A 12,690-nucleotide genomic window follows, 5' to 3' on the forward strand; every position below is an offset into this window, starting at 1 on the left:
ATTTTTGTCACCTAATCCTGATATGCTAAACAGCATACCATCTCTTGTTAGGTGGCCAAACTAACTATGCCACTACAGTTCAAAGATTTTCAATGGCGACAAGACTCTCCATCAAGAGATACCTACCTTTCTGTCGCCTTATCAGAGTCATATAATAAGAAAAGTGCAATTTGGTTTCTAATTGAAGCTTTGGAGAAAATAGAAGCAACCAATTGGCCCGAAGAAAGTTATAAATTAGCATCCTCAGCTTTACTTTGGTGTTGTTCAGCTACGGATCGACGAGTCAGAGATCAAGCAACAAGATGCCTTGGCTTGCTTTTTAAACAATACCCTGTGATATGCCAGCATGCAGTAAACACGTTTACTGGATGTGACGACGACTACATACTTGAAAGCCTGATTCAGGCTATGTATACGTCCTGCTTGCTTTCACCTGAGTCAGCTGAGGACTTTGTACAGCCATTAAATAGATATATTAGAGCAAATAGCGGTTCAAATAACATTTTAATTCGCGAGCACTCCCAGCTATTGAGGCAGGAGCTTGTGAAACTAGGGATTGAAGAAGACAGAATATCAAATCAATATGTAACTCCTTCTTTGCCATTAACATGGCCTATTCTAAGCGATGTGCAGACCTTGCTTAAACTAGAAAATTTGCCCTCAAACATGCGCCTATGGGGTGATCAATTAGGTCCTGACTTTTGGCGCTATGTAGTTGAACCAAGACTTAGGGCCTTTGACCTACAATCACAGAACATAACTCTTGAGAATATTTCCTGCTGGATTATGAGAGAAGCCGAATATATCGGCTATCCCGGATATGGTAATGGCGCCCTCAAACATGACTTGGCAACTCTTCATAAATATGGAAGAGGAAGAGCAAAACCCGGCTATGCAGAAACCATCGGCAAGAAATGTTATTGGGTTGCTTTTCATCGATTGATAGGTCTGTTGGCTGCCAATGTAGCAACGACCCAATCTCGTTGGGAGCCACAATTAACCTCTGATAGATTCTGGTCGTTAGAACTTAGAAAGGTTGATATATCAGATATAAGAGATTTGTCATCAAAGCAAAAGTACCCTCTTAGAAACCTAATAATACAAGATCTTGAGCTGCCAGAAAGCAATGTAAACTATTGGTTGCAGACTGATGATTATTTCGTTGCAAGCAACGTACTTGTCTTGAATGACGAGAGCGGTACAACGTGGATTAACTTGAGTTTTTATTCAGAGGTTCACGCTAAACGAGATGAGGACGACGTCTCGTTCGACGCAGAAAGCTTCCTTAGTATATCTAGCTATCACGGCTATTTTGTTGAACCGAGCAACACTGAAACATTCGAACTCCACAATCATAGTAATGACCACTGCTACCGTGTCTACTTGGCGGAGTACCCTAGAAGCCCAGCTTTCAAACAATGTATTACTGAACAAGATACGACTATTTCAGATGACCAGCGAATATTCTCTAGCATTCAACTATTGAGAGGTGGGGAGTGGGAGTACGATTACTCAAGCAATGTTGAACAAAGCTCTATCAATATGCCTTGTCCTGACTTAATTGAGAAGATGAACCTTCGCTGGGATCAAGACAGTGGATGGCTCGATGAAAACCAAGACTTGGCTGCGTTTAGTCATAACATTGATAGAAATTCTTCTTTGTTTATTAGGAAAGACACCTTAGATAGCTACCTATCTAAGTTTGGTAAGTCTTTGGTATTTTCGCGTTTTTGTAGAAAACAGTTCAGCCGGGGTTTTGCCAACGATGCAAAATTAATGGAAGTCACTAGTAGGTACATTTACACGCCAAGCGATTGCTCTTTAAAACGCATTAGCGAAGATATCGAGTACTTGGGCTTTGAGCCTAGCGAAGAACCAGAGTAAAATCTCTGGAAAATAGCTTCAAGCCATACTCTTTTCAGGAAAAATAGTCACAAAAACTAATTTTTCTGGAAAGAGCCTGAATGCCACACTACAAAAGGCGTTGCAGAAAAATTCCAGACGCTGGGTGTGATAGTAGATTCATACCCTAACTTAATGCTCTGTAGCTCAGAAAATTAGGTGAACAAGGGGGCTAGTGAGAATCTGGTCCTGTCATTTTTTCTGAACACCACTTTCGTAACATTTGTGCTAACTGCTCCTCTTCTACCGGTTTAGTTAGCACATCGTTCATACCTGCCTCTATGCACCTTTGCTGATCCTCAGGTAACACATTTGCGGTTAGCGCAACTATGGGTACCCCTAAATAATGATGCAGTTTGCGAATTTGCTCCGTCGCTTCTATACCATCCATAACGGGCATTTGCATATCCATAAAAATTAAATCAAAGGAATGATGTCCAGTTAATTTTAAGGCTTCAAGTCCATTTTCTGCGATTTCAACTTGCCCTACGCCCTGACTTTCTAAGAATGCACTGAGTACAATTTGATTGACTTCGTTGTCTTCAACTACTAGAACGCGTAAATTCGAAAATTCAGAAGATGTAGCTTCATCTTGTTTGGCATTTTCCGTTTGATTTTCCGGTGCAGGCGCAACCGGGAGTGTCAGTTCAAAGAAAAAGCGCGACCCAGTATCTTCTTCGCTTTCTATTTTTAACTCACTGCCCATAGCATCCAATAGCTTGGTGGATATGGTCAATCCTAAACCGGTGCCGCCAAATCTTCGCGTAATGGTAGAGTCTGCTTGCTTGAAAGCCTCAAATAAGGTGCTAATGTGCTGCTTAGAAATTCCGATCCCGGTATCTTCAACACTAAACAAAATCTTCGCTTCATTCTGTTCTGTGCGCTGACCTTTTACATCTATGCTTACACGCCCTTCGGGGGTAAACTTTATCGCATTGGTTATTAAATTAATTAATACCTGATTGAGTCGTGTAACATCACCAATTACTCTATGAATGTCCTTGGGAAGACTATTGCCCACCACCAAAACTAACCCCTTTCTTTTCGCTAGTGGCTCATATAAATGACGAAGCTCGAATAACATGGTGTCAATTGAAAATGGCGCTTGTTCAAACTCGACTTTCCCCGACTCTATTTTACTCAGATCCAGAATATCATTTAAAATGACCATTAAGTTTTTACCAGAAGAATTGACAACATCTAACATTTTCTTTTGATGGGGATCCAAGTCGGTTTTTTGCAATAGGGCGACCATGCCTAATAGGCCATTCATAGGTGTTCGAATTTCATGGCTCATATTGGCCAAGAATTCGGATTTAATTTTTGAGGTATCTTCAGCTTGTTGCTTTGCCTCCACAAAAGCTTCGCTTAACTCTCTAAATTCATGAGCAGCGGAAGCTAAGACTCCAATTTCATCTTTTCGTGCTAAATCATGAATATCAGCAGATAAATCGCCTTCCAAGAAACCTTTAAAACTTTCAGTCAAACGTTTAATTGCCTGTGTTATATGTAAATGGAAAAATAAGGTAACGCCAACAAATAACAACAACGCGGTGATAGCCATTGCATTAAGTACAGTTTGCGTTACTTTAATACTAGATTCACTTTGGTTCTTGATATTAACTAAGTCTTGTAGTGACTGTTGACGAAGGATATCAGCCAAAGCGCTAAATTCTATGGCGTCTCCTGCCATAACTACATTGATAAGCGTAAGGTAATTACGATTTGCCTGAACGCTTTGAGCAAAGGTAGTTTGGTACAACTCAGATATTTCTATAACCTCTTGAATTGATCCTTGGTTATCTTTTGAAAACTGTGGGCTCAGTAATTGAATGAGGTCTTGGAATCTATCCAATCCTTGTTGTACATTTTTTCTATGGCTATATTCCTTCTTTGCCAGAAACAGATTTGCAGACCAATTTACTTGATGCCAAGTATTTAATGCATCCAAAATAATGAGCTGGTCATCTTTACTAGATACCTTATCTAGCAGTTCGTTAAATATCGCTTTCACTTGTTGATACTGTTGGGGTAATTGAGTTTCTATAAGTGCATTTTTTGTAGCAAAGCGTCTATCCATTACCGATAGATTGGCACCATACCTGTCAACCAAAGCTTTCATAGAAGCGATGACGTCTTTATTTTTTTCGCTTTGTGCATAGCCTTCCAATGCTAATACACGTTTTTCAATATCTTTGTGTTTGACTTTGATTTTATCAAGTATTACTTGATTGCCAGAACCACTATAAACAGTAATGTCTCTTTGTAATTCAACAATTTCCCGGTTAATCTGAAGGATTTCAACAGAGGTATTCGAAATCGCAACTACGCTAGTTACCGATTTATCAATTTGCTGTAATCGTCCTAGCAAAATGATATATACAATTAGCATTACAACTACGAATAACCCAGTTCCTGCTAGAATTTTGGTCGCTATAGAGCGTACTGAAATCATGCTAACGAAAAACCTTAGGCATTGAGAAGCTCATACCATTTATCCAGGCTGTAATCATAATTATCCATCACTGTATTCCATACTGCTATATTGGAAAAACGCTTAAAGTAACTACCACCATCACGGGTCTGCCCTGACTGAACCGCTATATTGCCATCGGTTCCTTTTAACATTGTTGCTGCTTCTTTACCCTCATACCAATAATCCCATTCAGCTTGCGTCATAAGAGGCTTACTTCGTTGCGGATTTGAGATGTAGTAACCTTGACGAGCGATAAAAGCCCCCGGATACCCAGATAACCACCAATTCATATAATCATAGGCAGCATCTTTGACATGGCCTTGCGTATATTTCGACATGCACATTACCCCATGCCAAGCTCGGTAGCCTTCTTTTGGCGCCGCATAAACTACAGGAACACCCTGTCCTTTTAATGAACTTACACCGGGAGAGAACATACTTTGAATTCGCACTCTATCGGTTTTCATAAATTCAACCGATTGTGGCACTGATGTCCAAAAACCAGCAAAATGCCCTTCCCTTTTTTTAGCTAACAAAATTGAAAATAGCTGATCAATCTCTTCAATTGTCATATTGCCAATGTTATTAAACTGCATTAGACCTTTAGCTTGAACGGCCAAAGCGGCATCAAATATGCCTATAGTCGGTGCATTCACCAAGGCTACTTTTCCACGATAATTATCGTCTAACAACCACCCCCAAGATTCAGTTTCATAGGACGTACCTCTTGATATGTATTGGGTGTTATAGCCAAAAGAGTCCACATTATGGACATAGGGCAAAAAACTAATTGCTTTGGTAGGACTGCTTCCAAGTCTTTGATTCGGTTGAACGAAAAGGAGTTTATGTGGTGAGTCACCCGCAGCAATTTTACCATTTGGCTGCAAGGTCCCCGTCTTTGAAAGAGAATTTATTTCATCCCAATATGTTAACCGGTCAACGTCTATGGGCTGAATTGCCTCAGCTTGCCACAAAATATTAATAGAATCTGACCACTGTTCATAGAGATCAAAGGACATTGGATCAGCTGCAGCCTTTTGCAAAACAGCAGCACTCCCCATTGGCGTGAACTCTATCTTAAAACCCAACTCTTTCATCGCTAATTGACGAAGTTCTTCTTGCAGGGTTACATGAGTTCCCATAACCCTCAAGGTAACTTTTTGTTTTGCAAATACATAAGGCGCTTTACTGATACAAGCAGTTGCGGCCAGACCCGCGCCCATTGATTTAAGAAAGTGTCTTCGGGTTACAGAATTCGTCATATTATATGTCGCTCATTTAACAGCTTTTTTTAGTATAGTTCAACAAATTTGAACTAAGTGATTAAATGTTTGATTAAACTGCAATCGGCTTTAGTGTTATCGGTCATATTTCCTTCTGCTTAACCTTTTGTATCTTTTGTATCTTTTTGTTCGTCCACGTAATCCCACATTTCGCGAAGCTGTTCGGAGAATCCTGAGTTTAATAACGGAAATCGATGAAAAGTTTTAGGATCAAGGGATATTTGCTCGATATGAAAGCCTGCTCTGATCCCATAGCGTTTCCAAGGATTGCGGCAGAAAAAAGTAAACCAGCGCTGTATAAAGCTTGCTAGTTCTGAAAATGCGTATCGGTCACCGTAACCTTCTATCAATAATTCTACCAGTATACTTTTCGGCCACATCTGTTTAATCAGGTAACAGTCCATAATAAAATCACAGATGTCATAAGGCATTAAGTCTTCTTCATCTGTTTGAGCTTCGGGACGAAGTTCAGCCGTGGGTTGTTGCTGGTTAATTAACTTCAATGATGGTAATTTAATCTGGGTTTTCTCGAACTTACTACTAGCGATTGGTAGTCCTTGATTTTCCAGCCATAAATTTAACTTTCTAATTCGTGATTTCGAAATCCCCGATATTGCCGACATTACGCCTGATGTATCGCCATCCATGGTGGCATAGCCTAACGCAGATTCAGATAAATTTGAGGTTGCAATAAGTAGTTTATTGGACCGATTTGCTAACATCCAAACACCCGGACTTCGCGCTCTGGCCTGAATATTCTGCAACGCAATATCGTCCTTTTCCCACCCTAACGGGTCTTCTGGTGTTAAGCTATTTACCAAATCATTATAGGCAGATACCAAAGGCTGAATATTCCACTGTTCAAATCTGGCGCCTATTTCTTTTGCGATGCCTTGAGCTGCGTTGAACGTAGTGTCAGAACTATTATCCGTTCCTTGATACAAAGTCCATAGCAGATGTGGCATTACTTCATTCTGCACCAAAGCTACGGGATCATTGTGCCTGGAATCGTCTATTGTGACCTCTAATGCAGCATCTATGATAGATTTATAACGGGTTATCCCAAGTTGGTGTATCGCTATTAATTGACTAAAATAAACCAAACAAGCCACTAAACCAGAATCAGCCCCGCCTGATAGACTTACCATGTAGCCTTTTGTCTTGGTCCTCAACATCCAATCCCATAAGCCGTTGCCTATGGCGTAACAGATTTCCGCATAATCTAAATCGTCTTTATCCATGGAGGCCCAAAAATCAGCCAAAGTACTATTGCTACTTTTGTCATAAACGGCTTTATTTTGTTTGCTAAACCCTTGACTTTGTAAACAAATATTAATCGGTAAGGAAATGATATTTTCATCTATATTGGCAATAGATTCACTGCTATTGATTCGTGAAACCCGATTAGCACTTATATTCACTAACACATGATTGATTAACACTTCAGCTACATGAAAACGCTCGCCGAATGACTTAATGTCACCTTCAGAGGCAATCATACATCCAGCATCAAATATGCTGGTGCCATTTTCTGTCCCGTTTAAATTTGCATAAGCATATGCGACACCAAAAGCTCTCGATCCTTCTCTAACAAATTGTTTTCGGATTGCATTTTTACCCACTGCAAAGTGAGAGGCACTTGGATTAAGAATAACATCGACATTTCGTTGGTATAAATCTCGTCCAGGGCGGTTGCTTATCCAAGAATCTTCGCAGGTTTCGAAACCAATGCGTATTCCCATAGCGTCAATAACAATATCACCCATGGGCACATTAAATTTTGGATGATTCATGACCTTTTTTCGAGGCCAGGCTTCAAACCACCTGGGTTCGTAATGTAGGCCATTTCGCGCTAAAAACTGTTTGCACGAAAAACCATGTAATCCTTGCTGTGAAATAACTGCGATGGCGTTAAATACCTGACCACCAGGGAACATGATTGGCATACCCAATGCCATTATCATATTGTTAGCGGAGTCTTGATTACAAGATTGCTGTATCCCCTGAATGACTCTAGCTAACGCAGCTTCCGCAGCATCGTTGAATTCCTGAAAAGTAAAGTTATCTTCGCAGCCATATCCGGTAAGGGCGAGTTCAGGGAACAGCAACAAGTTAACATTCGCTGACAAAGCTTGTTCATATGCTTGCATAATGCGCTTAACATTTCCGTTAAAATCAAATGGAATCTGTCGAAGGGCCACAGTGCCAATTCGCGTGTAATGTGCCATACAAACTTTTACCTTTTATTAGTATACACAATACATTATAGGGTTAAGGCTAATTTGTACATCTTGAATGTTGGTGAGCATTTATTGATAAGTCTTTACATTAACGGTATCTTGCCAATGAGAAATTGGAGGTTGCGTGAAATTAGTTATTTTTGGTTCTGCTTTTAATCCACCCACTAAGGGTCATGAAGACGCCATTTCTCATTTATTGTCCGATAAACACAATTTTGATCGCGTGTTACTTATTCCCTCTTTTCGTCACGCATTTAATAAGCAAATGTTAGATTACAACTATCGTAAAGATTTACTAGCTGATTTTGTGGCTGATATAGATGACCCAAGAGTGGATAGCTTGCCCATTGAAGACACAATTTCAAAAGATGATCACCCTGTGTTTACCTATGATCTATTGCATCATCTTTCTACAAGTGTTTTTCCTGAGGATGAGCTGTTCTTCGCCATTGGTCCAGATAACGCAAAAATTTGGCACAAATTCTATAAGGCTGATGAAATTACTCAGCGATGGTCCTTGATAGAAGTACCAGAGCGAAAACCCATTCGTTCCACTCTGGTTCGTCGAAAGATACGCCTAGATGAGGACATTTCAGCCTTGGTGACCCCATCTGTCGCAAAGCGCATTAAACAATATAAATTATACCTTTAGTACTCATTCGAGATTAAAGATACTAGAGTTCATTCTCAGCAAATTCCGCCAAACGGCTTCTTACTACGCCGTCTAAGCTTACGGTTGAACTCCCTGAGAAGAATTTAAATTTTTCTACCAAATAAGTTAAACCAGAGGTCAACGGATTTACCCCGTAATTAAAATGTTACCACGACCCCGTAATTGACATTTTACTAATTTGCGTTACCGTTTATTACCTCTTAAGTGGAGTAGTAATGAAAGTTCCAAGCGTAGCACAAGTTATTAAAACGAACATTAATATCGGCAGGATTCCATATTTCGAAAGAAACCAAAAGGGAGAAATTATTGAGCAACAAGTTGAAGGTCATAGTCTTCGAAATGTTATTTATCAAGAGAACAGGATTGTCGAACAATTCCATCTAATTTGTTGCACAGAAAGACTGGATTTATGTTTAGCATTCAATTTATATTTGATTGAACGTTACACTGGTGAGTATTCACTGAGAAAGAACAGAGATAGCGAGACGGAAAAACATGTTCATACGTCAGGCTATCTAACCTCTAAGAAAAAAAGTGAAGGTGTTGAAGTTGAAGCTATCAAGACCATAGCAAAAGACTTAAAAGCATTTGTGGATTGGATCATTGCGGACGGATGCTCGTTGGAAGAAGTATATGCCGTTCCAAAGAGTTATGATGTAAATAGCATAGATGAGTCGAAAGCAATTTTGCCAATTTGGAGATTTCAAAAATACCTGACCCAATGTGTCGAAAGTAATGAATACTCCTACAATCTTGCAAACAGAATATGTCGTCATCTGGTCCAGTTCTACGTCTATTTGTACTTGAGAGGGGATGTCCGCAACCTACCGTTTAGCTACAAGCTCCGAGGAATAAATGTAAAGAAGAAGGATGGGTTACAGTCGTTTTTCGCAATCCCTGGACTTGATTCTAGCTCCAACTATAAACAAGCAATCGAAGCGTACATTAGCAACTTTAAGATTCCAAGAACAGCCAAACAAAAAAAAGCACCAGACGGTATTAAAGAACTACAACCATTTAACAGCACAGAGTTGTTTCACGCTTTTAATTCAGAACACTATACCAACCCAACATGTAAAGCAATGATTAACTGTGCGCTACTCGCGGGGCTACGAGATTTTGAAGTCATCTCCCTAGATTACAGTGATCTTACCAATCCAAATGACACAGGAAGAGCGATTTTCAAAATTCAATTGAATAGAAAATTTTCTAAGACGGTAAATCTAACGATTTCCCTTACATTGATGCAAATCCTCTGGGACTACACCCAAACGGACATATACCGTCAAAGACGTATAAAGCATGAAACAAAGTACGGTGTTAATAACGAAAAGCACCCACTGCCATTGTTCATAAACAAAGAGGGTGAACGTATGGAGCGAGGAACACCGGGTACATATATACGACTGATTCGAACTGAATTAAGAGCCAAAAATCAATTTGAATTAAAACGTACTTTTCATGATTTGCGTGCGACATTCGCAACATATTTTGCAATAGCAATGATTAAAAAGGGATATAAGCCAGAAGAAATTAAGGCGCGGCTAATCGTGTTGATGTCTCATGAAAACTTTGACACTACGCAAAAGTATCTTGATTTTGCGGTCAGTGGTGGGTTCGGGAAACACGGTGCAATGGAGGCCTGGGTAGTTGATATCTACTCCGATGTTTACAAGAAGATTGAGGATGATGCAAAACGATCTAAAAGAGGAATGAAATGAAAAGGCGAATTAAAGGTGTCACATATATAACAGCATTCCTACCAGATCAAGCGTTGGCGATGATGCTAAAACCTTAATAGATATTTCCGAAAACAAATTAGGATATTCCACAAGCTACATTACTCAAACGCAGCGTTTAAAGGATTTAGCAAACTATATTCCAAAGCTCATTAAATATGACCGAGGGGTTGCTATTAAACAGTTCAGAAACCAAGGGTTTGAGTTCATCAGAAATAATGAAGTCAATTGGGCTTTGTTAGAATCGGTTATATTTCGTTACGAGGCCGAGCATTGGCATAGTCTACAAAGTCAGACACATCTGCTTATCAAATCATCTCTGATGTCAAAACGACACCCTAACCCCCGCATTTGCAATAAACCCATCATTCCTAGACCATATATCAGTTGTCCATTGACCACTTGGTGCTCTTGCAGGCAATAGCAATGGATGTTCATCAGTTTGTTTGATATCCAGAAGATTCTCCAGATTTATAAAATAACTCGCACTACCAACCGTAATTTCTCCCATAAGCCCTAAGTGCCAGTAAGGGGCCGACTCATCAATAAACGGATTATCGTTCACGCGTTGCGGACCTGTATAATAAGCTTCGAACCCTACTCGAAATTCATCTTCTTCCTCCCACATTGCAACAAAACCTGCTGAATACTGCGGTGTGAGTGCAATTTTTTGTCTGTCTCCGTCGGCAGCAGCTTGTTCAGTAGCATCTAAGTAAAGATAGCTAGCAGTCAGTTTAATATCGTGCCAATAATATCGTACTAACACTTCCGACCCACGAATTTGACTCTCTCCATCTGCATTAACGAGTCTCACTCGGTCTAGCGTCATATTTTCCTGAGACGAAAAAGCTTCTAACTCTGTTACGTTTTCAACATTTGACCCAAACAATGTAAAGCTCGTTTCTATATTGTTGTAGGTATAGGTAAAGTCCAGCGACGCTGTTTCTGCTTGTTCTTCTACCAAGCCTTGGATGGGTGCCAACCTAGATAACCCTGCGGCTTCAATTTCTTCTACGAATGGGGTAGGTGCGAAATAGCCTTGCCCGTAAGAGCTTCGAATCGTCAAATCGCCAGGTCGATACAGTAGCGAAACCCTTGGGCTTAACTGGGTACCAAAATCACTGTGTTCATCAACTCTAGCGCTAACAGAAGTCGTTAATTTAGAGGTCATTTCATAGTCAACTTGCGCAAATAGACTTGGCACCTCGTAAGAGTAGTCGAATGTAGGAAACGTATCCGATTTATAAATATCAGACAAATACGCTAGACCAACTACCCAATCGCTTCTATCGGTATAACCAGACAAACTACTCTCTAATAAATAACTTTCGTGTTTGTCGTCTTCAATAACATCACCAAAAAGGTGCTTATGCTCTTGCACCATGGCTGAAGCTCTAGTTGAAAAGGTATAAGTGTCCCCTAAGGGCATGCTAAAAACCAAACCACTGTCGTAACGCTTTGAATCCTGCGTTTGTTCAAAAGCGTTACCATCTGCGACCACACCGCCATCCACAGTCCCCCCTCTTCTGTTTTCGGTCATATAACCAGCAGTAAAATACAGACTTTCACCCTCGTCCCCGTTCCAAAATAATCTAGGGCGAACGGTGTAGCGCTCATACCCAGCCAAGTCTATCCAATCGTCATTATCAATATCGACACTTTTTTGGTGGTGAGCGCCTGCGGTTAAGGAGGCTTTCAGTGCTGTTGATAAAGGAGCTTCTATGTACGCCGTGACATCTTGGGCGTCACGGGTAGTTAGATTAACGATAGTCTCTCCATTAAACTCTTCGCCTGGCCGTCTAGAGACAAGATTAATAACGCCACCTAAGGCCGAGCCGCCATACAAAGAAGATGCGGATCCTTTGATTATTTCAACCCTCCCTAAATCAGTAGGCGGGATCTGTAATATGCCGATAGATGCAGCTTGATTTCCATACAGAGGTAATCCATCTGCAAGTAACTGAGTGTATCGCCCGTAAAGGCCTTGTAGACGAATATTTGCGCTGCCAAGAGCGGGTGAAGTTGTCTGAACGCGCACACCTCCTGTCTCTGCAACAAGCATAGATATATTCCCTGGGCGCATGGTTGATTTTTCCATTATCTCTTCACGGTTAATTATCTCTACTCGCATTGGTTGTTCGTCTGCAATCCGACCTGATCGGGTTGCTTGTACAATAATTTTCTCGACGTCTTCATCATCATCGTCATCTTCTTGCTGCAAATCGTTGTTTTCGCTAAGCATGCTGCCAGACCTTAGAGCGGGTTCTTTGGCGTTTGACGCCATCACTAACTTTTGACCGGCAATGGCCTCAAATGCACACGTAAACAAGATAACTAGCGAGGCGATGCGTGATAACGAAAACATAAAACTGCTCCA

General features: G+C 40.5%; 7 protein-coding genes and 1 pseudogene. 3 read left to right on the forward strand and 5 right to left on the reverse strand.

Annotation, left to right across the window (positions count from 1 at the left end):
- Positions 1 to 66 precede the first annotated feature (66 nt).
- Positions 67 to 1,884, forward strand: a complete 1,818-nt coding sequence (locus ACNKW3_RS11350) for a hypothetical protein (protein ID WP_427399416.1) — start codon at positions 67 to 69, stop codon at positions 1,882 to 1,884.
- 190 nt (positions 1,885 to 2,074) lie between these two features.
- On the opposite strand, the gene ACNKW3_RS11355 is transcribed toward ACNKW3_RS11350, so the two are convergent.
- From ACNKW3_RS11355 to nadE, 3 genes are all read right to left on the reverse strand, one after another.
- Positions 2,075 to 4,357, reverse strand: a complete 2,283-nt coding sequence (locus ACNKW3_RS11355; RefSeq protein ID WP_427399417.1) for a response regulator — start codon at positions 4,355 to 4,357, stop codon at positions 2,075 to 2,077.
- A gap of 14 nt (positions 4,358 to 4,371) precedes the next feature.
- Complete coding sequence (locus ACNKW3_RS11360; RefSeq protein WP_427399418.1) at positions 4,372 to 5,640, reverse strand: ABC transporter substrate-binding protein; 1,269 nt, start codon at positions 5,638 to 5,640, stop codon at positions 4,372 to 4,374.
- Between the two features lie 119 nt (positions 5,641 to 5,759).
- Positions 5,760 to 7,889 carry an NAD(+) synthase gene (gene nadE / locus ACNKW3_RS11365; RefSeq protein ID WP_427399419.1) on the reverse strand — a complete coding sequence of 710 codons (2,130 nt, stop codon included), beginning with the start codon at positions 7,887 to 7,889 and terminating at the stop codon, positions 5,760 to 5,762.
- A 136-nt stretch (positions 7,890 to 8,025) separates the two neighbouring features.
- Between nadE and ACNKW3_RS11370 the strand changes: the two genes are divergently transcribed.
- Positions 8,026 to 8,553 carry a nicotinate-nicotinamide nucleotide adenylyltransferase gene (locus ACNKW3_RS11370; protein ID WP_427399420.1) on the forward strand — a complete coding sequence of 176 codons (528 nt, stop codon included), beginning with the start codon at positions 8,026 to 8,028 and terminating at the stop codon, positions 8,551 to 8,553.
- 22 nt (positions 8,554 to 8,575) lie between these two features.
- Here ACNKW3_RS11370 and ACNKW3_RS11375 read toward each other — a convergent pair.
- Positions 8,576 to 8,695 (reverse strand): annotated as a pseudogene (locus ACNKW3_RS11375) (PhoH family protein); the annotation flags it as partial.
- 94 nt (positions 8,696 to 8,789) lie between these two features.
- On the opposite strand from ACNKW3_RS11375, the gene ACNKW3_RS11380 reads away from it, so the two are divergent.
- Positions 8,790 to 10,295, forward strand: coding sequence for a tyrosine-type recombinase/integrase (locus tag ACNKW3_RS11380; RefSeq protein ID WP_427399421.1), 1,506 nt, complete (start codon positions 8,790 to 8,792; stop codon positions 10,293 to 10,295).
- A 343-nt stretch (positions 10,296 to 10,638) separates the two neighbouring features.
- On the opposite strand, the gene ACNKW3_RS11385 is transcribed toward ACNKW3_RS11380, so the two are convergent.
- Positions 10,639 to 12,678, reverse strand: a complete 2,040-nt coding sequence (locus ACNKW3_RS11385) for a TonB-dependent receptor plug domain-containing protein (protein WP_427399422.1) — start codon at positions 12,676 to 12,678, stop codon at positions 10,639 to 10,641.
- Between the last annotated feature and the right edge of the window lie 12 nt (positions 12,679 to 12,690).

The sequence above is a fragment of the Glaciecola sp. 1036 genome (assembly GCF_050306235.1).
GTDB lineage: Bacteria > Pseudomonadota > Gammaproteobacteria > Enterobacterales > Alteromonadaceae > Glaciecola.